Origin of the sequence: Streptomyces sp. NPDC003023, assembly GCF_042888225.1 — a bacterium.
GTDB lineage: Bacteria > Actinomycetota > Actinomycetes > Streptomycetales > Streptomycetaceae > Streptomyces.
Genome location: NZ_JBIAPL010000001.1, coordinates 1,526,084 through 1,551,466, shown reverse-complemented (window position 1 = coordinate 1,551,466; position 25,383 = coordinate 1,526,084). Strand labels below are relative to the sequence as shown.

General features: G+C 72.4%; 19 protein-coding genes and 1 pseudogene. 4 read left to right on the top strand and 16 right to left on the bottom strand.

Going from position 1 to position 25,383, the window contains the following annotated elements:
- Positions 1 to 128 precede the first annotated feature (128 nt).
- Complete coding sequence (locus tag ACFYV1_RS06580; protein ID WP_389394231.1) at positions 129 to 1,283, bottom strand: acyl-CoA dehydrogenase family protein; 1,155 nt, start codon at positions 1,281 to 1,283, stop codon at positions 129 to 131.
- Positions 1,280 to 2,419 carry a CaiB/BaiF CoA transferase family protein gene (locus tag ACFYV1_RS06575; RefSeq protein ID WP_389394230.1) on the bottom strand — a complete coding sequence of 380 codons (1,140 nt, stop codon included), beginning with the start codon at positions 2,417 to 2,419 and terminating at the stop codon, positions 1,280 to 1,282. Before ACFYV1_RS06575 ends, ACFYV1_RS06580 begins: the two co-directional genes overlap by 4 nt.
- A 235-nt stretch (positions 2,420 to 2,654) precedes the next feature.
- On the opposite strand from ACFYV1_RS06575, the gene ACFYV1_RS06570 reads away from it, so the two are divergent.
- Both ACFYV1_RS06570 and ACFYV1_RS06565 read left to right on the top strand, forming a co-directional pair.
- Complete coding sequence (locus ACFYV1_RS06570; protein ID WP_389394229.1) at positions 2,655 to 4,328, top strand: class I adenylate-forming enzyme family protein; 1,674 nt, start codon at positions 2,655 to 2,657, stop codon at positions 4,326 to 4,328.
- A 62-nt stretch (positions 4,329 to 4,390) separates the two neighbouring features.
- Positions 4,391 to 5,434, top strand: coding sequence for an LLM class F420-dependent oxidoreductase (locus ACFYV1_RS06565; protein ID WP_389394228.1), 1,044 nt, complete (start codon positions 4,391 to 4,393; stop codon positions 5,432 to 5,434).
- A gap of 34 nt (positions 5,435 to 5,468) precedes the next feature.
- Here ACFYV1_RS06565 and ACFYV1_RS06560 read toward each other — a convergent pair whose 3' ends face one another.
- Together ACFYV1_RS06560 and ACFYV1_RS06555 are read right to left on the bottom strand one after the other, a co-directional pair.
- Positions 5,469 to 6,119 carry a response regulator gene (locus ACFYV1_RS06560; RefSeq protein ID WP_389394591.1) on the bottom strand — a complete coding sequence of 217 codons (651 nt, stop codon included), beginning with the start codon at positions 6,117 to 6,119 and terminating at the stop codon, positions 5,469 to 5,471.
- Between the two features lie 2 nt (positions 6,120 to 6,121).
- Positions 6,122 to 7,345 (bottom strand): sensor histidine kinase, encoded by a 1,224-nt coding sequence (locus ACFYV1_RS06555; protein ID WP_389394227.1) that lies wholly within the window; start codon positions 7,343 to 7,345, stop codon positions 6,122 to 6,124.
- Between the two features lie 84 nt (positions 7,346 to 7,429).
- Here ACFYV1_RS06555 and ACFYV1_RS06550 point away from each other — a divergent pair, with 84 nt between their 5' ends.
- Complete coding sequence (locus tag ACFYV1_RS06550; RefSeq protein ID WP_389394226.1) at positions 7,430 to 8,395, top strand: ABC transporter ATP-binding protein; 966 nt, start codon at positions 7,430 to 7,432, stop codon at positions 8,393 to 8,395.
- Positions 8,396 to 8,397: 2 nt separating this feature from the next.
- A complete protein-coding gene (locus ACFYV1_RS06545) occupies positions 8,398 to 9,147 on the top strand; it encodes an ABC transporter permease (RefSeq protein ID WP_389394225.1) in 750 nt (249 codons plus the stop codon).
- Between the two features lie 75 nt (positions 9,148 to 9,222).
- Here ACFYV1_RS06545 and ACFYV1_RS06540 read toward each other — a convergent pair whose 3' ends face one another.
- The 12 genes and pseudogenes from ACFYV1_RS06540 to ACFYV1_RS06485 form a co-directional block, all read right to left on the bottom strand.
- Positions 9,223 to 11,283, bottom strand: coding sequence for a BTAD domain-containing putative transcriptional regulator (locus tag ACFYV1_RS06540; RefSeq protein WP_389394224.1), 2,061 nt, complete (start codon positions 11,281 to 11,283; stop codon positions 9,223 to 9,225).
- Positions 11,284 to 11,353: 70 nt separating this feature from the next.
- Positions 11,354 to 11,551, bottom strand: coding sequence for a hypothetical protein (locus ACFYV1_RS06535; protein ID WP_389394223.1), 198 nt, complete (start codon positions 11,549 to 11,551; stop codon positions 11,354 to 11,356).
- A gap of 136 nt (positions 11,552 to 11,687) precedes the next feature.
- Complete coding sequence (locus tag ACFYV1_RS06530) at positions 11,688 to 14,750, bottom strand: BTAD domain-containing putative transcriptional regulator (RefSeq protein ID WP_389394222.1); 3,063 nt, start codon at positions 14,748 to 14,750, stop codon at positions 11,688 to 11,690.
- Between the two features lie 166 nt (positions 14,751 to 14,916).
- Positions 14,917 to 16,764, bottom strand: a complete 1,848-nt coding sequence (locus ACFYV1_RS06525) for a hypothetical protein (RefSeq protein WP_389394221.1) — start codon at positions 16,762 to 16,764, stop codon at positions 14,917 to 14,919.
- A 246-nt stretch (positions 16,765 to 17,010) separates the two neighbouring features.
- Positions 17,011 to 17,456: pseudogene (locus ACFYV1_RS06520) on the bottom strand (IS200/IS605 family accessory protein TnpB-related protein); the annotation flags it as partial.
- 69 nt (positions 17,457 to 17,525) lie between these two features.
- Positions 17,526 to 18,059, bottom strand: a complete 534-nt coding sequence (locus ACFYV1_RS06515; protein WP_389394220.1) for a GNAT family N-acetyltransferase — start codon at positions 18,057 to 18,059, stop codon at positions 17,526 to 17,528.
- Between the two features lie 86 nt (positions 18,060 to 18,145).
- The gene (locus ACFYV1_RS06510) at positions 18,146 to 19,666 is read right to left on the bottom strand and encodes a hypothetical protein (RefSeq protein WP_389394219.1); all 1,521 of its coding nucleotides are present in this window, start codon (positions 19,664 to 19,666) and stop codon (positions 18,146 to 18,148) included.
- Between the two features lie 174 nt (positions 19,667 to 19,840).
- Positions 19,841 to 21,304 (bottom strand): hypothetical protein, encoded by a 1,464-nt coding sequence (locus ACFYV1_RS06505; protein WP_389394218.1) that lies wholly within the window; start codon positions 21,302 to 21,304, stop codon positions 19,841 to 19,843.
- A gap of 80 nt (positions 21,305 to 21,384) precedes the next feature.
- On the bottom strand, positions 21,385 to 22,311 hold the full coding sequence (locus tag ACFYV1_RS06500) for a peptidoglycan-binding protein (RefSeq protein WP_389394217.1): 927 nt from the start codon (positions 22,309 to 22,311) through the stop codon (positions 21,385 to 21,387).
- A 70-nt stretch (positions 22,312 to 22,381) separates the two neighbouring features.
- Positions 22,382 to 23,080 carry a peptidoglycan DD-metalloendopeptidase family protein gene (locus ACFYV1_RS06495; RefSeq protein ID WP_389394216.1) on the bottom strand — a complete coding sequence of 233 codons (699 nt, stop codon included), beginning with the start codon at positions 23,078 to 23,080 and terminating at the stop codon, positions 22,382 to 22,384.
- 10 nt (positions 23,081 to 23,090) lie between these two features.
- Positions 23,091 to 23,813, bottom strand: a complete 723-nt coding sequence (locus tag ACFYV1_RS06490; protein ID WP_389394215.1) for a peptidoglycan-binding protein — start codon at positions 23,811 to 23,813, stop codon at positions 23,091 to 23,093.
- 15 nt (positions 23,814 to 23,828) lie between these two features.
- A complete protein-coding gene (locus ACFYV1_RS06485) occupies positions 23,829 to 25,382 on the bottom strand; it encodes an esterase/lipase family protein (protein ID WP_389394214.1) in 1,554 nt (517 codons plus the stop codon).
- Position 25,383 lies beyond the last annotated feature (1 nt).

Genomic DNA, 25,383 nt, shown 5'->3' with positions numbered 1-25,383 from the left:
CGCCCCCACCGCTCGCGTTGTCCACCGCGTACGCCCCCACCGCTCGCGTCCTCCACCGCGTGCGGCCCCTCATGACTGTGGCCCCGCCGGTTCTCCCGGCGGGGCCACGGTCGTACGCGGGGGCGAGGTCAGTAGGACTTCGGCAGCCCCAGGGTGTAGTGCGAGACGAAGTTGAGGATCATCTCCCGGCTCACCGGGGCGATCCGCGCCACCCGTGAGAGCGTCAGCAGCGAGGCGAGCCCGTACTCGGTCGTCAGGCCGTTGCCGCCCAGGGTGTGGATCGCCTGGTCGACGGCGTTGGCGCAGGCCTCGGCCGCGGCGTACTTGGCCATGTTCGCGGCCTCGCCCGCGGCCATGTCGTCGCCCGCGTCGTAGAGTTCGGCGGCCTTGCGGGTCATCAGCCGGGCCAGTTCCAGCTCGACGTGGATCCGGGCAAGCGGGTGGGCGACGGCCTGGTGGGCGCCGATCGGGGTCGACCACACCTGCCGGGTGCGGGCGTAGTCGACGGCCTTGTCCAGGGCGTACCGGCCGAGGCCGGCGGCGAACGCGGCGATCATGATGCGTTCCGGGTTCAGCCCGGCGAAGAGCTGCTGGAGCCCCGCGTCCTCTTCGCCGACCAGCGCGTCCGCGGGCAGCCGTATGTCGTCCAGGACGAGTTCGAACTGCCGCTCGGGGGCGCTGAGTTCCATGGGAATCTCGTGGTGGGCGAAGCCGGGGGTGTCGCGCGGGACGACGAAGAGGCACGGCTTGAGGCGGCCGGTGCGGGCGTCCGCCGTCCGGCCCACGATCAGGGTGGCGTCGGCCTCGTCGACCCCGGAGACGAAGACCTTCCGGCCGGTGAGCCGCCAGTCCGTGCCGTCCCGGCGGGCGGTGGTGGTCAGCCGGTGTGAGTTGGATCCGGCGTCCGGTTCCGTGATGCCGAAGGCCATCCGGGAGGAGCCGTCGGCCAGTCCGGGCAGCAGCCGGCGTTTCTGCTCCGGGGTGCCGAAGCGGCTGATGACCGTCCCGCAGATGGCGGGCGACACCACCAGCATGAGCAACGGGTTGCCGGCCGCGCCGAGTTCCTCCATGACGAGTGAGAGCTCGGTGATGCCGCAGCCCCCGCCGCCGTACTCCTCGGGCAGGTTGACCCCGAGGTAGCCGAGCCGTCCTGCCTCCGCCCAGAGCTCCTTCGAGGAGCGCGGGTCGGGACCGGCGCCGCCCCGGCCGCGCGCGAACGCGGCGACGGCCTCCCGCAGCGCCCGGTGTTCGGCGCTCTGTGCGAACGCGCCGCGCCCGCTCATCGATCCAGCTCCGCGAGGATCTCGGCGGTGTGCTCGCCGTGCCCGGGGGCGGCGCCGCGCAGCGAGTCGAGTCCGGCGCCGAACAGGACGGGAAAGCGGACCTGTCGGCGTGGCTCCTCGGTCGACGACCCCGGCAGGGTCCCGACCAGGTCGCGGGCGTCGACGTGCGCGTCGGCCAGGAACGCGTCGGCGGTCTCGTACACCGGTGCCCACGGCAGATCCAGTCCGTCGAGCGCGGCGCACCACCAGGCCAGGTCGCGACGGGCGAGGACGCCGGTGAGCAGTTCCCGTACCCGCCCGCGGGCCCGGGTGCGCGCCGCGCGGCGGTCGTAGGCGTCGTCGTCGAGCTCCGGGAACTCCCCGGCGAAGGCCGTGCGGAAGGCCAGCCAGAACTTGTCCTCGAAGGTCGCGAGCGCGATCCGGCCGCCGTCGGCGGCGGTGAACACATCGTTGTCCCCCGTGACCAGCGGGCTGTCGGCGGGGTCGGGCAGCGTGCGCAGAGGCAGCGCGAGCGGTCCGGCCCAGGCGGCGGCCGCCTCGTGCAGCGACACGTCGAGATGCTGGCCGTGGCCGGTGGAGCGGGCGGAGGCGACCGCGACCGAGGTGGACAGCGCGGCGTACATCGCTCCGGCGAGGTCGGCGATCCTCAGACCCACCCGGTCGACGCGCTCGCCGGGACGGTGCGGCACGGCGAAGAAGCCCGCCAGAGCGAGGAAGTTGAGGTCGTGGCCGGGCCGGGAGGCGTAGGGGCCGTGCTGGCCGAAGCCGGTGATCGAGCACAGCACCACCCGCGGGTTGGCCTCGCGCAGCCGCGCGTACCCGAGCCCCATGGCGTCGAGGACGCCGGGCCGGTGGCTCTCCACCACGGCGTCGCTGCGCTCCACCAGACGCAGCAGTGTGTCCCGGCCGGCCGGGTCGCGCAGATCCAGGACGAGGGAGCGCTTGTTGCGGTTGAGCGCCGCGAACGTCTCCGGCTCGACGAGCCTGCCGTAGTCGCCGCCGTCCGGGCTCTCCACCTTGACCACGTCGGCGCCGAGGTCGGCCATCAGCACCGTGGCGAATCCGCCGGGCAGCAGCCGCGAGAGATCGAGGACCCGTATGCCGTCCAGGGCCGGCCAGCCCGCCGTCACTTCCACTGTGACTCCTTTCGCTCCCGCGGCCTCCGGTCGAGGGCGGGCACAAGCGGACGCACGTTACCGACGGCGGGACCACCGGCCCTGGACGGGAACTGCACAGCTCCTGCCTCCCTCGCCCGGTTCCCTCCCGGGAGGGAACGGATTCCAGCCGCCGGGGGATCCGGCGCCGTGGGCCCGACGGTGGGATGGGAGCAGCGCCGGACGAACCGGCAGCCCACCGCCGAGGAGAGTCACCATGCAGGTCAGCACCGCACCGGCCGCCCCGCACGCCGACGTTCCGCACATCGACACCCTGCTCACCGAGTCGCTCCGCCCCGCGGACGACGAGGCGCCGCTCTCGGACCACACCGTCGGCTCCCTGCTGCGCGAGGTGGCGGCGGGCCGGCCGGACGCCCCGGCCCTGGAGTCGGTCCCGGCCGACGGCGGCGCCACGCGCCGCTGGACGTACGGCGAACTGCTCGCCGAGGCCGAGAGCGTGGCCGGTGGGCTGCGGGAGCGGGTAGGACTGGGCGCGCGAGTCGCCCTGTGGGCGCCGAACGTCCCGGAGTGGCCCGTCGTCGCGTACGCGGCGGCGCTGGCCGGGGTGACGCTGGTGACGCTCAACCCGGCGCTGCGGCCCGGTGAGCTGACCCACGCGCTGCGCACCTCGGAGGCCGAGATGCTGATCCACGCCGACGCAGTCCGGGGCTACGACATGGCAGGGACGGCAGAGGCGGTGGCACCGGATCTGCCGGGTCTGCGGCACGTCGTGCCGCTCGCCGCGTGGGAGTCGCTGCGGGGTGCCGCGCCGCTGCCCTCGCAGGAGGAGATCGCCGCCGTCCCGGCGCAGATCCAGTTCACCTCCGGCACCACCGGCGCCCCGAAGGCGGTGCTGCTCTCGCACCGGTCCGTGGTCAACGTGGCCCGGCTGACCTTCGAGGGGCTCGGCGTCCACGACGGCGCGACCGTCGTCTCCCCGCTGCCGATGTTCCACACCGCCGGCTGTGTCATCTCCTGCCTGGGGCCGCTGTGGAGCGGCGGCGTCTTCACGCTCCTGGAGCGCTTCGACCCCAAGGTCCTCTTCGAGGTGCTGCGCCGGTCCCCCGGCGCGGTGCTGACCAGCGTGCCGACGGTGCTGACCGCCCTGAACGACGTGGCCCGTGCCGCCGACGGCGCGCCGGCCCGGCTCTCCTCCGTTCTCACCGGCGCGGCGCCGGTCCGCCCGCAGCTCATCACCGAGACCGAGGAGCTGTTCTCCACCACGGTGTTCAACCTGTACGGGCAGACCGAGCTGGCCTCCGTGGTCACCCTGACCCGCCCGGACGACACCGCCATGGACAAGACCAGCACCGTCGGCAGGCCGCTGCCGCACGTCGCGTGCAAGATCGTGTCCCCGGACACCGGCCGGGTGCAGCCGCTCGGCGTCCCCGGCGAGATCTGCGCCCGCGGCTACCAGCAGCTCCTCGCGTACTACGGCGACGCGGAGGCCACCGCGCGGAAGGTGGACGCGGACGGCTGGCTGCACACCGGGGACCTCGGCTCGATGGACGCGACCGGCGCGGTCCGGATCGAGGGCCGGCTGAGCGACCTGATCATCCGGGGCGGTGAGAACATCGCGCCCGGGCCCGTCGAGTCCTTCCTCACCACGCTGCCGGGGGTCCGCGACGCGCTGGTGGTGGGGCTGCCCGACGACCGGTGGGGCGAGATCGTCGCCGCGGTGCTGCTGCCCGCCGCCGACCGCCCGGAGGGCCCGGACGTCGAGGAGTGCGTCGCCCGCTGCCGCGAGCAGCTCTCCCCGCACAAGATCCCGGCCCGGTGGTACCTCGCCGACGGGCTGCCGCTGACCGCCTCCGGGAAGATCCAGAAGTTCCGGGTCCGGGAGCTGATCGCCGAGGGCGTCCTCCCCCGCATCGACGTACCGCGCGCCTGACGCGCCCTGCCGAGTCCCGCCCCTGACGTCACGTCACCCCGCCGACCCCCGGGAGCACCGCCATGAAGATCTCCATGCAGCTGAGGTACGACAACGACATCGTCGCCGCGGCCGGCCAGGTCACCGAGCTGGAACGGGCCGGCCTGGACCTGGTCTGGGTGCCGGAGGCGTACGGCTACGACGCGCCCAGCTTCATGGGCTTCCTCGCCGCCCGCACCGAGCGGATCGAGATCGGGTCCGGCATCCTCTCCGTGTTCAGCCGGACGCCCGCCCTGCTGGCCATGACCGCGGCCGGCGTCGACGCCCTGTCCGGCGGGCGCTGCCACCTCGGTCTCGGCTCCTCCGGCCCGCAGGTCGTCGAGGGTCTGCACGGGGTGCCGTACGCCGCGCCGGTGGCCCGGACCCGCGAGACCATCGAGGTCATGCGCGCCTTCTGGCGGCGGGACGAGCCGGTGCGCCACCAGGGGCGCACCGTCACGCTGCCGCTGCCAGAGGGTCAGGGCACCGGCCTCGGCAGGCCGATGCGGCTGCTGACGCCGCCGGTCCGTCCTTCCGTCCCGGTGTGGGTGGCCGCGCTGGGCCCGAAGAACGTCCGGATGGTCGCGGAGTCCGCTGACGGCTGGCTGCCGATGTTCTTCGTCCCCGAGTGGTGCGACCGGGTGTGGGGGCCGGCGCTCAAGGAGGGCGCCGGGGCCCGCGGACCTGAGCTGGGCCCGCTCCGGATCTCCGCGGGCGGTCTGCTCGCGATCGGCCCGGACGCCGAGCGGGCCCGGGAGCGGGCCCGAGGCCAGCTCGCGCTGTTCGTCGGGGGCATGGGCGCGCCCGGCCACAACTACTACTACGACCTGGTCAGCCGGTACGGCTACGCCCGTGAGGCGGAGACGATCCAGCGGCTGTTCCGGGCCGGTGACAAGGCCGGGGCCGCGGCCGCCGTACCCGCCGCGCTGCTCGAGGCCACCACGATCTGCGGCACGAAGAGCTATGTGAGGGATCGTCTGGACGCCTACCGCGAGGCCGGAGTCACCCATCTCCAGGTCGTGCCGGTGCCGCAGGAGGGCGAGTCGGAGGCGGCGGTGGTCTCCCGCCTGAAGGACCTCGTCGGCTGACGGACACCGCCGGCCCCGGGAGCCCGTGGCCTTCTCAGCCGGCGCCGACGAACCCCGACTCGTACGCCAGGACCACCGCCTGCGTCCGGTCGCGTGCCCCCAGCTTCGCCAGGGTGCCGCTGACATGGGTCTTGACCGTCTGCACCCCCAGGAACAGCCGCTCGGCGATCTCCGCGTTGGACATCCCCTGCGCCATCAGCCGCAGCACGTCCGCCTCCCGCTCCGTGAGCTGGGCACGCGCCAGCGCGTCGCCCGGCTCACGGGCCTGACGCCCCTGCGCCAGCGAGCGGATCGCGGCGGGGAAGAGCACCGAGTCTCCTGTCGCCACGGTACGGACGGCCCGGACGATCTCGGCGGGCCGGGACCGCTTGAGCAGGAACCCCGACGCCCCCTCTCTGAGGGCCTCGTAGACGTAGTCGTCCCGCTCGAACGTGGTGATCACCAGGACCCTCGGCGGGTCGGCGACCGCGGCCATGAGATCGCGGGTCGCGGTGATGCCGTCGACGGTGGGCATCCGTACGTCCATGACGACGACGTCCGGGCGCATCCTCCGGACGAGCGGCACCACCTCGCAGCCGTCGGAGGCCTCGCCGGCCACGGTGATGCCGGGGGCGTTGCCGAGGATGGCCGACATGCCGGTCCGGACGAGCTCCTCGTCGTCGACGAGGAGTACGGAGATGTCCATGATCACGATCCCAACCGTAGGGGGAGGCGAGCGCTGACGGTCCAGCGCCCCGATGCGGCTCCGGCCGTGGCCCGACCGCCCAGCAGCGCGGCGCGCTCCCGCAGACCGGGCAGCCCCTTGCCGGTGCCGGGAACCCGCGGGGCCTCCTCCACCAGCCGGTTCGCGACGGTGAGCCGCACCTGTTCGCCGCTCACGTCCAGGTCGACGTCCACGGGTGAACCGGGCGCGTGCTTCATGGCGTTGGTGAGCGCCTCCTGAAGGATGCGGTACGCCTCGCGGGAGACCACGCCCGGGACGGCGTCGATGTCGGCGGCGGTGCGCGAGCGCACGGTGACGCCCGCCGCACGGCTGGCCTCCAGGAGCTGCCCGACGTCGGCCAGCGTGGGCCGGACGGTGCGCGCCGCCAGCTCGTCCTCCTTCAGGCAGCCGAGGGTGCGCTCCAGGTCGTCCATGGCGCGGCGGCCGCAGTCCTCGATGGCGGTCAGCGCCCGGATCGCGAAGTCCCTGTCGGCGTCGATGAGTTCACGGGCCGCGCTCGCCTGGAGCACGGTGACCGTGAGGGCGTGGCCGATGGAGTCGTGGAGTTCGCCCGCGAGCCGGTTGCGGGCCAGCAGTTCGTCCGCCCGGCGCTCGGCCTCCGCGAGCCGTTCGGCCGTCGAGGGGCCCAGCAGCCGGCGCGCGAGGGCGAGTTGTACGTGCCCGGCCCAGACGACCAGCGCGAACGCGGCGAGCAGCAGCGGCGGCACCAGGCCCAGGTACCAGATGTGGCGGTGGCCGCCGGGGATGGTGACGCCGAGGATCGTCCGGGCGCCCTCGACGGCGGGCGCGGACGCCAGCGTTCCGGTGACGGACAGCAGTTGGGCGACGACACTCGCGACGAGCAGTCCCCACCAGCAGCGCAGCACCAGCCAGACGCTGGTGCGCCGGCGGTCGGAGAGACTCCGGGCGGGGGCACGGCCGATGTCGTTCTCGTCGTCCGGCACGAGCAGCAGCCGCGCCTGGATGCCCTCCGCGCGCCGCGTCCCCGGCACCAGGCCGAGCAGCAGCAGCGGGACCACCGGAACGAGGGCGCAGGCCGCGAGGGTACGGCCCAGGTTCTCGGTGATGCCGGGCCACACCAGCACGCAGACCGGTCCCACGGCCCCGCCGAGCAGGAGATGGAGCCCGCGGGCATAGGTACGGCCCTGGCGCAGGGCGTCGTGGAGCGTCGACAGGTGACGTCTCATGGGGGATCAGCTCCCTCCCCGGGGGGAGGTGACTCCCGCCGCCGGGGGATCCGTCCGGGGCCGCCGGACGGTTGGCTTGAGGACATGAACAGGGACAACGGAACGGCGCACGGTGCGGGCGACGCACCGGCCGTCGAAGTACGGGGCCTGGTGAAGGCCTACGGAGACAGGACGGTGGTGAAAGACCTCACCTTCCAGGTGCGGGCCGGTTCGGTCACCGGTTTCCTCGGCCCGAACGGCGCGGGGAAGTCGACCACCCTGCGGATGATCCTGGGGCTGGACCGGCCCACGGCGGGCGAGGTGCTGGTCACGGGGCGGCCGTACGGCCGGCTGGTCGAGCCGCTGCGCCATGTGGGCGCGCTGCTGGACGCCGGCGCCGCGCATCCGGGGCGTACCGCACGCGACCATCTGCTCTGCATCGCCCACGCCGGTCGCATGCCGCGGGCGCGCGTCGACGAGGTGCTGGAGCAGGTCGGCCTGGAGTCCGCGGCCCGTCGGCGGGTCGGCGGGTTCTCGCTGGGCATGCGTCAACGCCTGGGCATCGCCGCGGCTCTGCTCGGCGACCCGGAGGTACTGGTCCTCGACGAGCCGGTCAACGGCCTGGACCCGGAGGGCATCCGCTGGCTGCGGAACTTCCTCAAGGGGCTGGCGGCACGGGGCCGGGCGGTGCTGATCTCCAGTCACCTGATGACGGAGACGGCGCTGCTGGCGGACCGGCTGGTCGTGATCGGCAGGGGCCGGCTGCTGGCGGACGTGTCCATGGCCGAGTTCGCCGCGGAGCACGGCCGCTCCCGGGCGCGGGTGCGGGCCGACGAGCCGGAGCGGCTGCGCGAGGCCCTGGTGCGCAAGGGGCTGCGGGTGGTGCCGAGCGAGGGCGGCGCGCTGGAGGTGTACGGGGCGGAGGCCGCCGACGTCGGCCGGATCGCGGCTCACGAGCGGGCCTGCGTCCTGGAACTGGTCCAGGTCGAGGACTCGCTGGAGGAGGCATTCATGCGCATGACCGCCGATTCGGTGGAGTACGGGGGGCGACCCCTCGGAGAGGTGGTCTGACGATGTCTGTCAACGCGGTGCTCCGCTCGGAGTGGACGAAGATCCGCTCGGTGCGTCCGGTCCTGTGGTCGCTGCCGCTGTCCGCGGCACTGCTCGTCGGCATCGGTGCCGGCGTGTCGGGATCGGTCGGCCCGGAGGAGGCGGACGGCCCCGGCTTCGACCCGGTGCAACTCGGTTACTACGGCATCCTCTTCGCCCATGTCGTCGTGATCGCCTTCGCCGTCCTGGTGGTCGGCAACGAGTACCAGCACGGCGCGATCCGGGTCTCGCTGGCGGCGGTGCCCCGGCGCGGCCTGATGTACAGCGCCAAACTGACTGTCGGGGCGGTGCTGGCCCTGGTGGCCGGCGTGGTCGCCTCGCTGGGCACGTTCTTCCTCTCACAGCGTCTGCTCGGCGAGCACGGCATGGCGTTCGGTGAGGAGGGGACGGTGCGGGCGATCGTCGTGGGCGCCCTGTACTTCCCGCTGCTCGCGGTCATGTGCATGGGGTTCACGGCGATGCTGCGCAGTCTGATGCTCTCCATGGGCGTCCTGGTCCCGGTGCTGTTCCTGGTCTCTCCCGTGCTGGCCGAGATCCCCGGCCTGAAGGAGCTGTCCTGGTATCTGCCGGACCGGGCCGGCCAGTACGGGCTGCGGCTCGACCCGGCCGCCGCCGCGCCCTACAGCCCCATGACCGGAGTGCTGGTCATGGCGGTCTGGGCGGCCGCGGCGGCGGTCGGCGGCTGGCTGACGCTCCGCACCCGCGACGCGTGAGCGCCCCGCCGCCGTGAGGGACGCGTGAGGGGACGGGGGCGGTGGGCATCGACGACCGTCCCCTCACGCCGTTCATCACTCCCAGGCCCGGAGGCGTACCAGGGACGGGAACGCGTACTCGTCACCGGCGCCCGCCGGGGGTTCGAGCAGCTGGTGATCGACCAGCCGTTCCAGGACGTCCTCCGCCTGGCGTCCGCCGCAGCGCAGCACGGCTGCCGCACCGGCGGGGGTGAACGCCCGGTCCGCGGACCGGGCGAGGGCGCGCACGGCGTCGCTGAGCACGGGGTCCAGGCCCTCGTACGCGGAGGTCAGCCGTTCCCGTACGGACAGGTCGCCGGCGACCAGTTCCGACAGCCGCCGCTCCTCGTCGGCCAGCCGGTCCGCCAGCCGCGCGAGGGTCCAGTGCGGGCGGGCGGCGAGCCGCATGCCCGCGATCCGCACGGCCAGCGGGATCCCGTCGCACAGCTCGGCAACGGTCTCGGCCGCCGCCCGTTCGGCCAGCACCCGCCGCTCACCGGCGATCCGGGCGAGCAGGGCGACGGACTGGTCGGCCGTGAAGCGCTCGACACGGAAGTGCTGGGCGCCCTCCAGGCCGGACAGCGGGATCCGGCCTGCCAGCAGTGCGGCGCCGCCGGGGCCGGACGGCAGCAACGGGCGGACGGCGCGTTCCCCGGGCGCGTCGTCGACGACCACCAGGACCCGGCGTCCGGCGACGGACTCCTGGTAGAGCGCCGCGAGTTCGGGCAGCCCGTCGGGCAGCTCGGCCGTCGGCACGCCCAGTGCCCGGGCGAAGCCGCGCAGCACGTTGCGGACCTCGTCGGGCGTGCCGGTGCGCAGCCGGGCGTGCAGGACGCCGCCGGGGAAGTGGCGGGCGACGGCCGCGGCGATCTGGACGGTCAGGGCGGACTTGCCGACGCCGACGGGTCCATGGAGCGCGGCGACCGGGGCCGCGCCGAACGCGGCCAGCGGCCCCTGCCCGTTGAGGTACTGCTGGATCTGGAAGTGCTCGGCCCGGCCCACGAAGTCCCCGACGCCCTGCGGAAGCTGGACGGAGCGCGGTATATCGGCCCGGTCGGCGGGCCGCGCGGTCCTCGCCGTCGCAATCCGGGCGTCCTCCCCCAGCACGGCCATCTGGGCCTCGCGGAGTTCGGCGCCGGGATCGATGCCGCTCTCGACGCGGAGCCTGCGGTCGACCGTGGCGAACAGCTCCAGCGCCTCCGCCCGGCGGCCGGAACCGGCGAGCGCGGCGAGCAGCCGGGCGTGCAGGCCCTCGTGCAGCACCTCGTGCCGGGCGATCGGCCCGAGCTGGGCGAGCACCTCCTCGTACTGTCCGCGGGCGAGGGCGAGGTCGGCGAGGCGCAGCGCGGAGGCGACGCGCAGGCGGGCGTGCTCGACTGCGGCGGCATGGCGGGCCAGTCGTGGCGGGGCGCCTTCCAGAAGCGGTCCGCGCCAGAGCCGCAGCGCCTCGGCGAGCAGGACCTGTTCGTGGACCGGGTCGTTCGCGGCGCGGGCCCGCTCGGCCTCGTGCGTCAGCCGGCCGAACTCCAGGACGTCGAGCCGGCTGTCCCCCTCGACCCGGAGTTCGTAGCCTCCGCCGTGCCGCAGGACCGAGGTCCGGCCCGTGCCGGGGAGGGAGTGCTCCTCCAGCATCAGCCGGATGCGCGAAATGTAGGTGTGGATCAATTGGCCGAAGGTGTCCGGAAGTTCGCCGTCCCAGAGCACTTCGATGATCTCGTCGCGCTCGACCACCTGATGGGCCCGGAGAGCGAGCAGTCCGAGCAGGGTCCGCTGCTTCGGCGTTCCGGTGAGCAGTTCGGCGGCGCCGCGCGTGGCGGAGAGCCGGCCGAGGATCTTCAGGACCAGCGGGGCGTCCTCTGGGACGTCCCGTTCGGCACCGGCCGTGGCGCCGACCCGGGCGAGCAGCGCGGGTTCGTGCAGGGCTTCGGCGATTCTGCGCAGCGATCCGGATCTCGGGGCGCGGACCCTGCCCCGCTCGATCTCACGGAGCGTGCGCAGCCCGATCCCGGATTTCTCGGCGAGGTCCCGCTGACTGACCCCGTTGCGGGTCCGCGCGGCGCGGACCAGGGTGGCGACGTCTCGTTCCGCCAACGCCGTCGCCGGACTACCACCCGTCATGACTCCCCCATGAATGGTCGTTCGTTTCGCCGTCCGTCCCCGTCGTCCCCGACGGACCGCGCCGGCGTGGTCAGCCGCGGCTGTTCCACTCCTCCTGGGGGTCGGTGATGATCGGGCCGTCGGCCACGACGGTGCTCGGCGCGGACGTCACCTGCTGCTCTGCGACGGCCAGGATCGCGAGGCCGAACAGCGCGGTGACCGCGACGCAAGCGGTGCGCAGGGCGTGGGAGGTGTGGGAGGTGTGGGAGGTGAACGTGATCGCTCGCATGTGCTCGGTCTTCCGTTCGCTCGTCGTTCGTGCTGCCGGGTGAGACTCTGCCAACTGCCGATCTACGCTGGATAGATCCTGAATATGCACTCTGACCTGCGGATATATCGCTCCTTCCGGATGAGTGGGGGCAGCTTCACAGCGGTTCGCCGAGAGCCGTGAGGAGGGCTGCCGCGTGGTCGGCGTCGGGCAGCCCGAGCCGGGTCAGCAGCGTGTGCGCCTGCCGGGCCCTGGCCACCGCGGCCCCGGTGTCGCCGAGGTCGGCGAGGGTACGGCCGAGCACCAGGAGGGCGAGCCCCTGGTCGCGCTCCGCGCGGCGCTGCTCGCACAGCACCAGCGCGTGGCTCGCTTCTCGGACGGCTTCCTCCCGGCGGCCCGTGATCCGCAGGGTCTCGGCCAGCCGGAAACGGGCCTGCGACTCCTGTCCGCGGATCTGCCAGGCCGCGCAGAGGTCCAGGCACTGGGTGTGGCTCGCGATCGCCTCTTCGTACCGCCCCAGTTCGTGCAGGGCCATGCCCTGCACACAGAGCGCGTACGCGGCGCCGTGATGGTCCTCGACCTCCCGCAGCGCGGCCAGCGCCTCGGCGCACGCGACGAGTGCCTCCTCTGCGCGGCCTCCGCGCAGCCGGGCCTGCGCCGCGTTGAGCCGCGTCACCAGCTCGCCCGAGCGGTGCCCGAGCTTCTCCGCCAGCTCGATCGCCTGGTCGTAGCAGTGGACCGCGTCCTCGTAGCGGTGCTGGAACTGCGCGATCAGGCCCCGGTCGTTGAGCGTCTGACGGAGGATCACCCGGTCGCCGACCCGCTCGCAGGCCTCCGCCGCGAGCCGGGTGAACAGCTCGGCCTCGGCGAGCCGGCCGCTCTGCAGGGCGGCGTTCCCGCAGACGAAGCGGGCCCGCCCGGCGACATGGTCGTCGCCGCGCTGCGCGGCGGTCTCGGCCAGCGCCTGCGCGGCGGCGGCAAGCTGCCCGTACGGGATGTCCTTGCCGAACGGCGTGAGGGCGATGAGCAGGTCGGCGGCGACGCGCAGGGTCCGCGGGGCCGCCCCGGCGGGGCTGCGGGCTGCCAGCATCACCGCGTTGGTGAGGCATTCGAACTCGGCGGTCACCCAGCCGCGGGCCTCCGCGAGCCCGGCGAAGTGCGGCACGGGCGACGAGCCGGGAGTGAGGAAGATCCCGTCCGGGTCGCCGGGCACCATGCACTGGAAGGCGGCGCGCCCGGCCGCCAGGAGATGGTCGAGGAGCGGCGGCAGCACGGGGATGCCGGCCTCGGCGCCGCCGTCGCCCGGCGGCACACCGAGTTGGAGCGCGAAGGCCCAGACGAGGTCGTGGTAGCGGTACCGGCCGGGCTGCGGGGCCTCCAGCATGGCCGCGTCGACCAGGGACTCGAGGATCTCCTCGGTGTCGTACGGGTCGAGACCGAGGGCCGCGGCGGCCACCTCCAGTCCGATGCTCGGCCGGGCCACCGGGGCGAGCAGCTGGAAGGCGCACGCCTGTTCCTGCGGGAGCTGGCGGTAGCCGAGTTCGAAGGTGGCCGCGACGGCCAGGTCGCCGGCGCGCAGTTCGCCGATGCGGCGGCGCTCGTCGGCGAGCCGGCGGGTCATGGTCTCGATCTGCCAGCGCGGCCGGGCGGCGAGGCGGGCGGCCACGATCCGGACGGCGAGCGGCAGATGCCCGCACGCGCTCACCAGTTCGATCGCGGCGGCGGGCGCCGCCGCCACGCGTTCGGCGCCGACGATCGCGGTGAGCAACTCGATCGCCTCGTCGGTCGCGAAGACGTCCAGAGCCACGGCGGTGACCGCGCTGGGGATGCCGACGAGCCGGGTCCGGCTGGTGACGATCACCGCGCAGCCGCCCGAGCCGGGCAGCAGCGGGCCCACCTGGGCAGGGTCCCGGGCGTTGTCGAGGAGCAGCAGCATGCGCCGGCCGTCGAGCAGGGTGCGCAGCAGCCTGGCGCGGTCCTCGGTCACGGCCGGGAGCGCGTGCGGCGGCACACCCATCGCGGCGAGCATGCTGCCGAGGACGGCCGACGGGTCGGCGGGCTCGAGACCGCTGCCGCGCAGATCGACGTAGAGCTGCCCGTCCGGGAACTCGTGCTTGATCCGGTGGGCGACCCGCAGGGCGAGGGTGGTCTTGCCGAGGCCGCCCATGCCGCTGATGGACGCGACCGGGAGCGAGGTCCGCTCCGGGTCGGTGAGGACCCGGCTCAGCTCCTCGACCTGTTCGGCGCGGCCGGTGAAGTCGAATGCCTCGGCGGGGAGTTGAGCGGGGCGAACGAGGACCGGAGCGACGGATTCGGGGTCGGGTGCGGGTGCGGGAGTCGGGCCGGCGTCGGGTTCGGCGGCTCGAAGCGCCCGGGAGGGCTGCGGAGCCTCACGACTCCGCGGATCGTGGGAGGCCTCCGGAGTGGCTGCGGCCGGCACGGTGCCGCGGGGCGCGACGTCGAGGAGCGGGTCGCCCGCGAGGACCCGTGCGTGCAGCGCGGTCAGTTCGGTTCCGGGGTCTACCCCGAGCTCCTCGGCGAGGACGCGCCGGGCACGCGCGTAGACCGCCAGTGCGTCCGCCTGCCGCCCGGAGGCGTACAGGGCGCGCATGAGAAAGCCGTACGGCCGTTCCTGGAGCGGGTGTTCCTGCGTGAACAAAGTGAGGTCGGGAATGATCGCGCCGTGCCGGCCCATCTGCAGCTCGTGCGCGAAACGTTCCTCCTCCAGCCCGAGCCGCAGCTCGGTGAAGCGAGCCCGTTGCTGCTCGGCGTACGGGCCGGGCACCCCGGCCAACGGCGCACCCTGCCAGAGGCCGAGCGCCTCGGTCAGCAGCCGCCCGCATGCCTCGTCGTCGCCCCCGGCCCGGGCCCGGACGGCTTCGGCGGCGAGCTGCTCGGCACGGTGCAGGTCCACCGAAAGCGGCGGCGCCACCATGCGGTAGCCGTCGGGTTGGGAGAGCAGCAGCCGGGGTTCGGCGGAGTCCTCCTCCAGGAGCTGCCGCAGCCGCCACACATAGGTGCGCAAGCTCGACAGCGCTGAGCCCGGGGGCTCCTCGCCCCAGACCGAAGCGATCAGTTCGTGCGTGGAGGCGACCCGGCCGGAGCGCAGCAGCAGCGCCACGAGCAGGGCCTGCTGCTGCGGGGAACCAATGGTGATCGGTGTCTCGCCCCGGTGCACGGACACGGCTCCGAGCACGCTGAACCGAATCGACCCCCCCATGGATCCTGCCTTCTGCACTCGCGGCTACGCGACCCCCGTCGCACAGTGACCTGACGCCAGGCGCCCGGCAACGATCATTACACGTCCGCCCGGAAGCGGCACCTGCCCCCGGGAATGTTTCCCGCGAACTCCTGCCCGGCATCGGGCACATACGCAGCAGGGCGCATCAGCCGTCCAGCAGCGCCACATGGACAAGATACGGCAGGAGACGGACAGCCTGCGGATCATGATCGAGCAGAATCGCGACGGGGGTGCGCCCCCGGGCCCGGAGTGCCTCGACGAGCCCCGCCCGCCCGGACGCGCCGTCCTCCACCGAGAACGGCCGGCCGACCTCCTCCTGGTTCGGCGTGACGGAGGGCACGGTCGGGACGACGGGGCCGACGCCGACGCCGGTGGGCGGGACGCTCTTTTCCCGGGCGAGCAGGGCGCGTTCCGCGGCAACCGCGAGGGCCTCGCTCCAGGTTGCCGCGACGGCCACGACGGTGTCGTCCCCGAGCCGGACCGCGCAGGCCGGCACGGAGAGCAGCGCGGACAGATCGTGGGCGACGGGTTCACCCGCGGCGCGCAGCATGCGGACGAGGGCGGGGTCCCCGAGGTCCGGGAGCGCGAGCCGGGCGACTCGTGCGCCCGGCTGGGCGAGCCGGGCGGTCACCAGCGCCTCGCAGTGCCCGGTCAGCGCGGCCTCCAGCGCGGCCGCCCAGGTGACCCCGGCCGCAGCGCCCGTCGGCAGCCGGTACGGCGTGCCCGGGGTCAGGCCCGGGGCCGGGGCCGGGTACGCCTCGGCTGCGGGAACCCGGCGCAACCGGTCGGTGACGAGGTCCAGACCCCAGACCTCACAGCCGCTCCGGGCGTGCGGGGCGGCGGCGAAAGTCCCGTACGCGGCGAGCGCCTCGAGCATGGCCGCGAGACGGGCGCTCCGGGCGTCCGGCCCGTGACCCCACACGGTGACACCGGGCGCGTCGGCCGGCAGCGGTCCGAACGGGTCGGGGACCGCGACAGCGCACCCCCACAGGCCGGTCGGCCCCGGCTTGGCCTCCCGGACCGGCCCCAGGAGCCCGGTCCGGGCGTCCGCCACGGCGTCGATCCGCTCCAGCAGCCGTGCGGGATCGACGGCCGCACCCCCGATCCGCCCGAGGAACGCGACCCGCGCCCCCGTCTCGGTACCCGCCCGTGTGACCGATCGATCGGGCCGGGGCAGGGGCACGACGGGGTGCCGGCTGCTGGACGACGTCCGCACATCGGTGCGCACGAGGCACGGCTCTCCGGCGTCCCCGAGGCCGCCGGCGACACCTCCGGCCCGAGCCGCTCCCACGGTTCCGGCTTCTCCCGTTCCCGAAGCTCCGACGCTTCCGGCCCCTGCTACGACGCCCCGCGCCCCCGCGCCGCCGCGGCCCAGCCAGGCGTCCAGGAGCCGGTCGGCGATCCATTCCGCCCGCTCGGCGGCGAGCACGGCGCCGGCGGGGCCGTCCGCCGCACCGCCCACCGGCGCGCCGCCGAAGCCGTCCGGCTCGGCGCCCACCGGCCCGTCCAGCCGGCTCTGCGGAGTAGCACCGCGCAGTCGCCGCCAGCCCGAGGCCGCGGCGGTGCGGTCCGCGGGACCGAGCGGACCGGTCCACAGTTCGTCTCCGTGGACCAGCACCTGCCCCAACCATGCGCGGGCGTCGGCGCACCGGTCGGCCGTGGCCGCCAACTCGGCTGTCGAACGCGCGACATGAAGCACGGTGTCGGCGGCCGTGAGCATCTCCTTCTCCGCCCACTCCGCGAGGCCGCCGAGCGCCTCGTCATCGCCCTCGCCCGTCCGGCGGACCCGGACGTCGGAGCACCCGGCCCGCTCCGCGGCAGCCGTGAGCGCCCGGAGCAGTCGGCCCTCGCCGGCCAGCAACAGCCGTCCGTCCGGCGCCCGTCCGGGCCCCGTCCCCCCGGCCGACGGGTGGACGTAGGCGTCGCCGTCCGCACTGCCCCGTGGCGCGACCTCGTCACGAGGCCGGTCGTCGTCACTCCATCGCGGCCGCATGCGTCGGCTCCTGTCCCCTGGATCACTGGTGGTCGGTCCGGGGGCTCCGCGCCCCCAGCCTTGATGAAAGAGGAAGGAGATGGTCAAACGATCAACGCGGGATATAGCGTGGCCGGTTTCCACCTGCCGAGGACCGCCCGTGTGTGGCCGGCGGAGGCGAGCCGTACTCGGTCCGCCAGGCCGGTGAGGTCCCGATCCGCCCGGACCACCTTCCCGGTGGGCGTCCGGCGGGAACCGTTCCTGTCCAGTGAGCAGGAGTGGGTCTTGGACCCGTTCCTGGTCGCTGCGGGCGTCCCGAACGGTTTCGGGTGTCCGGGTTGCCCGCGTTCTCGCCGCGTCCGGGGGCACGCATCGTGTGCGTGGTCCGGGGATGCGGGGGCGGGTTCCTCACGCCCGGGGGCCCGCCGGTCGGCCTGGACGATCCGATGCCCGCATCCATCGCTCTGGTGGGTGCGGGGCGGTGTCGTCCGACGCCGGACCGGAAAGCCCTGGGCGCGTCTGCCGATCGCGATGCTCGCCGCATCGTGACGGCTCGCCCTGCGGGTGGTGCTGGTGAGTGGCTTCTGCCAGTGCTGCGCGCCCCACTTCGATGTGCAGGGCGGGTCGACGGCGCTGATCGTGATACCCGTGGCGTCGGCCATGGAGGTCTCGTGGAAGAACCGGCGCGGGTCGCCGACGGGGTTGCCGTGGACGCGCCGGTCGGGACCCGAGCACGCGACGGCATGCGCGTCGGAGGCCGCTTCCGGCGGTCTCGGGGGGCGTCACCCGTGGAATTCGGTGAGATCGATGCTGTGGACGATCAGCGGGTAGCCGTACTCCGGGTGAGCCGTCTCGCTCTCGGGCACCATGCCGAGTTTGCGGATGACGTTCTCCGAGGCGTCGTCGCCCGCGCGGCTGATGCTGACGACCCGGTCGAGCCCACGGTCCTGGAGTGCGAACTCCAGGGTCGCGTGGGCGGCTTCGGAGGCGTATCCCTGGCCCCAGAACTGTGAGCCGAACCGCCAGCTGATCGCCACGGCGGGCATGACTTCGGGCAGGAACGAGGGGACGGACAGCCCGGTGAAGCCGGCCAGTTCGCCGGAGGCCAGCAGTTCGACGGCGAAAAGGCCGAAACCCTCCTCGTCCCACTCCTCCTCCCACTGCTCGATGTCCTCGGCCGTGCGTTCCAGATCGTGCACCGAGCCGTCGTCGACCCAGCGCATGACCCTCGGGTCCGCGTTGATGTCCGCCATGGGCACGAGGTCGTCGTCGTCCCAGCGCCGGAGGACGAGGCGGGGAGTGTGAATCCGGGTCATGGCCCCCATCCTGCCAGCCGGAACCCGTGGGGAAGCGCCGCCGGCCCCCGCTGACGTCGCCGTCCTCACCACAGGCGGGAACGAGGTCAGGTGTCGCCCTGCTTCTCCTGAGCCATCTCGAGCCAGCTCCCCACGACGGTCCCCTGCTGCCCCAGGTGCGAAGCGGCCCGCAGGCAGAAGCCTGCCTGATCGCCGACGGTTTCGGTCAGCGTCTCCGCCGGGACGAGTTCCGCGAGGTGAGTGGTCAGGCGCCCCACGTCGAACGGTTCATCGACGTACTTGCCGTTCTGCAGCCGGGCGAAGACGTCCACGGTGGTGCTCTCCGCCGCTCGTACCTTCCAGAAGTCCTGGACCCCTGAGATCTTCCACCGCAGAGGGAGGAGGCCGTTCAGACCGCGGGCGAGAGAACGCTCGGGAACGGTCGAGAACAGCGCGTTGGTACAGGATTCGGCCGCCTTGCCGAGCGGTACGTCCGGAAGGCCGTGAGCGGACCCGGCCTTGTTCTGCCCGTCCTTCATCCGACCGGACTGCGCGCCCAGGGCTTTTCGCGTCTTCCTTCGCTCCTCCCCCGCCGTGCTGGGGTCACCGAGCCTCGCGAGGGACGCGCCGACCTGAGCGGTGGTCTTCGCGAGTGCCACCCGCTGCTCCGGGGGCGTCTGCTGGTGAGTGGCCATCCGCAGCGAGACACCCATGTCGTGCGCCACGGTGGGCAGCTCCGGCACGTCCGCCGCGAAGGCCGGGGGCGACTGCGGTTCGCGGTTCCCCTCCAGCGCGCCGGTCAACCGCTCGACAGCGAGGCTCAGCGGCTCCCGCAGCTCGCTCGGTGTCTTCGGGTCGCAGATCGTCTCCAGTGTCGAGGTGGCCTGCTTGACGCTCCAGAGGATCGTGGTCCGCGACTCGGCCGGCAGTGCCGACTCGCGGTTGACCTCCAGCGCGGACGCCACCTGCTGCACGATGACGATGAGCTGCTCGCGCAGTTCGGCGGAGGTCTGCGGATCGTTCATCACCGTCAGCGCGTACGTCATCTCGTCCGCGATCCCGGTGACCTCGTCCCGCGCCTGGGGTGACGTCTCGGGGTCCTGGGCGGCTTCGAGCGTCGTGGTGAGCTGCCGCACCGCCAGGTCGAGTTCCCTGGGAGCTTCCCCGGCCGCCGCCGCCAGGTTCGCCGCCGCCTCGTCGATGTCCTTCTGCTGTTCCGTCAGGAGCTGTGACGCCAGAGGGGCCGGGTCTTCGGACCCTGGTGGTTCGTCGGTACCTGTGCCGTCTCCGGGCGACGGCGTGTCGTCCGGAGACGAGGGCGGGGGCGGCGGCGAGTCACCGCTCGGCGGGGGCGGTTCGTCCGGTGTCGGCGTCCCGTCCGGCGGAGGTGGTGTGTCGCCGTTCGGTGGAGGCGGCGTGTCGCCGTTCGGCGGGGGCGGCGGGTCCGGTGTCGGCGGGGGGACCGGTGTACCGCCTGGCATCGTCAGCTCGGGTGCGTCGGTCGTGCTCCCGCCCTGGATCTGAGGTGCTGCCGCGGCGGGAGCCAAGCCGGTGGGCAGGGCGAGCGCGGCGGCCAAGGCGGATGCGCTGAGCACGCGGGCGATGTGTCGCCGAGCGATTACGGCCATGATGGTTCCCGTTGCGCTTCGCGGTGGTGCGGGCTCTGCCGGTCCGAGCGCCGAGGCACAAAACCTCAATTCCCACTCTTCACCTGGTCGGCCCATCCTGCAACGTGAACGGTGGCACCGCGCTCCCCCTGCGAATGACTGCCCCGCATTCGCCGGCGGGGCGTTACGGGACTGTCATCGACCACCGGTCGAATTCAGCAACTGCGCGAAGGGGACAGTGGCCGCGGCCCTGGCTTCCGCGACGCCGTATCTCTTCCGCTCCCTTCTGTCCTCACCCCTCGCCTCCTTGTCCAGCATCGTGACGTCGCGGGGTTTGAACGACAGAATGTGCGCCTTGGGTACGGCGGCGACGTCGGTCCATCCGTAGTACGACGTCACGTACCGGGGCTGGCGGGTCACGTTGATGATGTTGTTGTTGTGGCGGACCCTGCCTCGATTGATGATGTGGGCGTCACATTTGATGGGCCTGCAGTAGAAACGCGGATCGTCGGCGTGCCAGGAGTAGTGCGGCCGCGTGAATTCCTCGTCGATCCGACCCCGGTCCTTCCTCATGAGCAGCATCGTCAGGTCGGCCTCGATCACGCTGTACTCGGCCTCCCTGGGTACCTGGATCACCTCTTCCCTGGTGTGCTGCTCGCCCGGCTCCAGCCAGTTTCCCGGCCCGTAGAACCGTGCGGCGCCCAAGGTCTCCCGCGTGGGCGACTTCACATAGCGCCCTACTTTGGACCCGTCCGCCGTCTGGTCGATCACCTTCTTCCACTCCAGGAGTCCGCTGCCGTCACTGGCGTATTCGACGGAATCTCCGTAGATCCCGTATCCGTCACTGATGACGTAGGCGGGGATCTTTCCGGCGTTTCGCGCCTGAAATGTCACCGGGAGATGGATGACGGGGCGTTCGGAATCCATGTGCGGCGTCCCGAACTTCACCTGGAGGTCGAACAGGATGGGGGCAGATGTCGGTTGGTAGAGCGCGGAGTAGACCAGGTTGAAGGTGGCCAGCAGCGTCGTCGCCAACACCCCGGCCGCGAATTGCCTGGGGTGGGGAATCCCTTTCCACGCCTTCTCCCTGATGAGCACCTGCAGAGCCCAGAGGGACCAGCACCAGAGCGGGATGAAGGTCAGAACAAACGGTGTGTACTCCCGCTCCTGGAGCCACAGGAACAGAAGCAGCCCGTTGGTGGCCAGGGCGATGAGCACCCCGATCAGGATCACCGCTCCGGAGAGTTTCAGGTGGCGCCTGCCCCAGTAGTCGAGCACCGCGAGCGCCGCCGCGCCCTGCACCATCCCCGCGAAAGCGAACAGGAATCCGGTGACCCGCCCGGCGAAGGTCAGCGCTCCGAACGCGTCCGGACTTCCGACGACAAGGAGCAGGACCATGGAGCCCAGCAGCCCCGCCATCATGAACGCGATCGTGGAGCGCCTCCGCCATGTGCGGTCGGGCCACGTCCCGCTGTCTCCGCCGAGCCACACCACGGACGCCCTGTCGTCCAGGTCGAGGTCTTCCGGCAGCCCGAGGTGAGTGAGGATCTTGCGTAATCCCGGCAGTCCCCAGGCGCTGCCCACCGGCTTGCCGCCCATGCTGACTTCGCGCAGGCCTCGGCCGTCCGGCGGCTGCACCACCACCTTGGGTCTGTTCATGGGGCCACGATCAGATCCGGGCCGGGAGGGTGCAACCGCGGTTGCTCCGTCCAGCGCCTGCCGGGGAAACCGGCGGGCCCTCAGGGGAACCGGCCGATCCCGGCGGCGTCGAGCCGGGTGGCCAGATGGGTGATGGTTTCCTGCGGGACGTCGTCGATGCCCTTGACCTCCGGTGTCTGTGTCAGTCCGTGGGTGCTCTGATAGGCGGTCAGTGCCGCCCGGGTGTTGGTGCCGACCCTGCCGTCGAGACCTTTGGGATCGAAGTTCATGGCTTCCAAGGCGGCCTGAAGGCCGATCATCAGGTTCAGCGGGAGGGGACCGCGCCTCGAACGGAGATGGTCGGCAAGGCCGACAGTGGGCTCGAACACGAGCTGGGTGAAGTCGCCCGGCGGGTGCGAGACCTGCCAGCCGGCATAGGTGAAGAGCAGGGCGTTGCGAACGTTGCGCGGAATGACGCCGGGATTGTCCGACTCCCGCATACGACATTCACGGGCCATGGTGAGCCAGTCGCCGCGGCCGGCGGCCTTCTCGAACTCGGGGAAGCCGCGGAAGGCGTCGCCCATGGCCCAGGCCATGCTCAGCAGACCGAGCTGGCCGTCCGCGGGCCAGCCGTCGTACTGACCGAACTCCTGGCGTCGGCGCAGCCCGGTTTCGAAAGCGTCGAGCTTGCGGGTCACCAGGGCGTCGATCGCCGCCTCGGAGATGTGGAGTCCGGCGAATTGCCTCTTCTGCTCGACGGTGGCATGCGCCATGCCGGAGAACTTCACCCTGCGGTACTCCTCCTCTATCTCCTCCCGGCCGGCCGGGACGCCGTTCCGGCTCCAGTCCAGAGTGAAGATGTCGGCGAGCGGAACGGGCCTGGTCCCGAAATGTTCCGGATCGTCGGCGTCCAGCAGATTGCCGACACCGGTGGAGACCAGGGACTTGATGTCCAGGTACATGAAGTTCAGCCGGCCCTCCAGTGGCTCGCTGAACGCCGGAAAGGCGGTTCTCACGGTTTCGTGCATGATCGGCTCGCTCCTTCGCGGTCGTTGTCCCGGGCCTCTTCCGGCGCGTCGAGCGGCACGGGGGCGAGGCTCAGTACCTGGGCTCGGAGACGTCGCCGTAGCTCCATCTGCGGCCCTTCGACATCTCGAAGTGCAGGTGCGGTCCGGTGGAGTTGCCCGTGCTGCCGACTTTCCCGAGCTGCTGGCCGGCGGCCACCTTCTGGCCCGCCTTCACCTGCCGCTGCGAGAGGTGGCAGTAGGTGTACACGTGGCCGTTGTCCCCGCTGAGTCCGATCCACTGGCCGTAGGCACCGCCTCCGGGGTTGGACCACGCGATGGTCCCGCTGCGTACGGCGACGACCGGGGTGCCGGACGGGGCGGCGAAGTCCTGGCCGGTGTGCCGGCCGACGCCGTCCGGCTTCCAGGCGTAGGGGCCCCGTACGAAGAACGCGTTGGTGACCTTGTGGCCGGGCACGGGTGATCCGACGCGACCCTTGGCCGGTGGGCGGGGACGGTCCGCGGCGGGCGCGGCGCCCTTGCAGTCGACGCTGAAGCCGGCGTGACGCCCCAAGGCGGTCAGGGACTTGCAGCCGGGTACGCCGTCGGCGGCGGCGCCCTTGAACTTCTGGGCGCGCTGCTCGGCCTGGTAGGCGGCCTTGGTCTGTTCGCCGAAGAAGCCGGTCGCTCCGTCCGGGATCTTGTGACCACGGGCGATCAGGGCTTTCTGCACTGTGCGAACGTCCTCGTTCTTCTTGCCGAACTGGACTTTGGAGAGTGCGATTGCGGCCATGACGGTCTCCTTAGTAGCCGCGGGCGGGCCGGTCGGGATCCGCCTGCTGGACGCGGGCGGCGAAGTTCGAACCGGACCGGTTCACGCGGTAGCGGTCGCGTACGTAGTTGATCGTCGCGCACATGTCCGCGACCACGTCGTAGGGCGTGGTGGCCGTGCCCGCCTGGTGGTATTCGGCGAACACCGGTGGGATGCACTGTGTGGCACCCCGCGAGCAGTCGCGGGGGTGCCCGTCGGGCGCGATCGGGCCGCGCGCGTTGACGTCCGTCCGGTTCACCCGGAACTTCCGGTGGTTGTGGACGGACTCACGGCGGGTGATGGTGGTCAGCGCCGGGACGCCGAACGTGGGGTCCATGCCCGTCAGCCGGCACGCCTGCTCCGCGTAGCGGCGCATGGCGGCCTCCCCGGCCTCGTCGTCGGGATCGTGGTAGGTGACGTCGCCGAGGCTGATTCCGCCGCCGCCCGCGGCGTGCGACGCGTCCTCACACCGGACTTCGAAGCGAGCGTCACGGCCCAGCGCAGTCAGGGACGCGCAACCGGGTACGCCGTCGGCAGCGGTTCCCTCGAAGCCCTGGGCGAGTTGTTCGGCGCGGTAGGCGGCCCTGGTCTGTTCGCCGAAGTACCCGGTGGCGCCGTCCGGGATGTCGTGGCCCCGGGCGATCAGGGCCTCCTGCACCATGCGGATGTCCTCGTTCCTCAGGCCGGGCCGAAGGTTGGACAGGGCAACTGTCACGGCGTGATCCTCTCCTCAGTCCCAGGGCGTCACCATGAGCCGGATGCGGGCGTCCGGGCCGACGATCGGGGCGGCGGTGGCAGGCAGTCCTATGTGGTTGACCCACACACCCGGCTCGGGGCTCTCGTCGCCGAGGGTCCGCCCGTCGGGCGCCCGGTAGTCGCTGATGGGACCGGCGATGTCGGAGTTCCAGGTGGCCGAGAGGGTGGGACCGGAGGCGGCGCCGTCCGCTCCGACGTCGACGACGAGGATGTCGTCCACGTCGGCGGTCTGCTCCAGGTGGTCCCTGAAGCGCAGGAGTCCGCCGGGTTCGCGGAGCGACAGGATCCGCAGATGGAGCGCGTAGCGCATGGTGCCGTCACCGCCGGGACGGCTCAGGCCGCTGCACAGGAAGGTGGTCACCAGGGGGACGGCTGCGTCCAGGTCCGCACCGCCCTCCGCCGGCGCTCCCGCGGCGGTGCGCTCCGAGCCGTCCGGCAGCTGGATCGGGCACCACTGGGCACTCATCCGCTCGTGCATGACGACTTGCAGGCCGCGGACCGACAGTCGGACCTCGGCCTGCCAGACCGTACCGTCCCGCCGCGACAGCCGGTGCCCGACGAGCGCGGCCTCGACCTTGTGGTCGCCGAAGAGGAAGCGGCGCAGGTTCTGGTACCCCTCCTCGGAGTTGACGAGCCCGTAGCGACCGCTGTGGCTGCGGTACACGTACGCCTGATGGGCTCCGGGGACGTAAGCGTTGTCGATCTGCACCAGTCCGTCGCTTCGGGCTCCGACCACCGCGGACGACAGTCCGTGCGCCACGTCGTAGTCGGCCGGATTGCTGCCGATCAGGCAGAACACCCGGCTGAGGGGGAAGGCGAACGGCCGGTCGTCAGGCATCGCCCGCGGGTCCCAGTCCGGTGGCGGGCCGCCCTGGTCGAAGAGGGCCTCGGGCGTCAGGTACTCGTACATCCGCTCACGGCCGAAGATCTGCGCGCCGTTGATGCCGGTGGCGTCGCGCAGTCTCTCCAGCAGGCCGAACCCGAAGTCGAAGGCGATGCCGCCGTGCGGGGTGCCGTACGTGAAGAGTTTGGCGACGCACTCGGCGGGATCACGGCCGAGGTCGGGAAGGATCTTCTGGATCAGGCAACGGCAGACCAGACCCCCCATGGAGTGGGCCACCAAATGCACCTGCGGGGCCCCTGACTTCCGTCTGATCTTGTCGATCAGCTTCAGGAGGTCCTCGGCGGCGGACTCCATGCGGAACTCCGTGGACCCCGCACCCCAGGTGGTGGCGGACACGTCGTAGAAGCGGTGGATCCAGATGCTGTTGGACGGGATGGTGTCGCGCGAGTCCAGATAGAGTTCCTGGCTGCCGTCGACGAGGATCTGGTATCCCTCGTCGACGTGCAGGCGGATCAGGGGGCTTTCGAACTGGTAGAACTCCGGCTCGTTGTCCGTTCCGATGCGGATGTGCGTGGAGCCCTCGTTGAATCCGTAGAAGGGATCCGTCACGACGTTGTTGATGCCGGACGTGCCCCCGGCGAAGCCGCGGACGTAGACGATCGGCAGTCCGTCTTTCTCGGGCATG

Bases quoted from the DNA above. Each gene is read 5' to 3' on its own strand.
- ACFYV1_RS06580 (WP_389394231.1), bottom strand. From the start codon at position 1,283: ATGAGCGGGCGCGGCGCGTTCGCACAGAGCGCCGAACACCGGGCGCTG.
- ACFYV1_RS06570 (WP_389394229.1), top strand. From the start codon at position 2,655: ATGCAGGTCAGCACCGCACCGGCCGCCCCGCACGCCGACGTTCCGCAC.
- ACFYV1_RS06565 (WP_389394228.1), top strand. From the start codon at position 4,391: ATGAAGATCTCCATGCAGCTGAGGTACGACAACGACATCGTCGCCGCG.
- ACFYV1_RS06560 (WP_389394591.1), bottom strand. From the start codon at position 6,119: ATGGACATCTCCGTACTCCTCGTCGACGACGAGGAGCTCGTCCGGACC.
- ACFYV1_RS06555 (WP_389394227.1), bottom strand. From the start codon at position 7,345: ATGAGACGTCACCTGTCGACGCTCCACGACGCCCTGCGCCAGGGCCGT.
- ACFYV1_RS06550 (WP_389394226.1), top strand. From the start codon at position 7,430: ATGAACAGGGACAACGGAACGGCGCACGGTGCGGGCGACGCACCGGCC.
- ACFYV1_RS06545 (WP_389394225.1), top strand. From the start codon at position 8,398: ATGTCTGTCAACGCGGTGCTCCGCTCGGAGTGGACGAAGATCCGCTCG.
- ACFYV1_RS06540 (WP_389394224.1), bottom strand. From the start codon at position 11,283: ATGACGGGTGGTAGTCCGGCGACGGCGTTGGCGGAACGAGACGTCGCC.
- ACFYV1_RS06535 (WP_389394223.1), bottom strand. From the start codon at position 11,551: ATGCGAGCGATCACGTTCACCTCCCACACCTCCCACACCTCCCACGCC.
- ACFYV1_RS06530 (WP_389394222.1), bottom strand. From the start codon at position 14,750: ATGGGGGGGTCGATTCGGTTCAGCGTGCTCGGAGCCGTGTCCGTGCAC.
- ACFYV1_RS06525 (WP_389394221.1), bottom strand. From the start codon at position 16,764: ATGCGGCCGCGATGGAGTGACGACGACCGGCCTCGTGACGAGGTCGCG.
- ACFYV1_RS06515 (WP_389394220.1), bottom strand. From the start codon at position 18,059: ATGACCCGGATTCACACTCCCCGCCTCGTCCTCCGGCGCTGGGACGAC.
- ACFYV1_RS06510 (WP_389394219.1), bottom strand. From the start codon at position 19,666: ATGGCCGTAATCGCTCGGCGACACATCGCCCGCGTGCTCAGCGCATCC.
- ACFYV1_RS06505 (WP_389394218.1), bottom strand. From the start codon at position 21,304: ATGAACAGACCCAAGGTGGTGGTGCAGCCGCCGGACGGCCGAGGCCTG.
- ACFYV1_RS06500 (WP_389394217.1), bottom strand. From the start codon at position 22,311: ATGCACGAAACCGTGAGAACCGCCTTTCCGGCGTTCAGCGAGCCACTG.
- ACFYV1_RS06495 (WP_389394216.1), bottom strand. From the start codon at position 23,080: ATGGCCGCAATCGCACTCTCCAAAGTCCAGTTCGGCAAGAAGAACGAG.
- ACFYV1_RS06485 (WP_389394214.1), bottom strand. From the start codon at position 25,382: ATGCCCGAGAAAGACGGACTGCCGATCGTCTACGTCCGCGGCTTCGCC.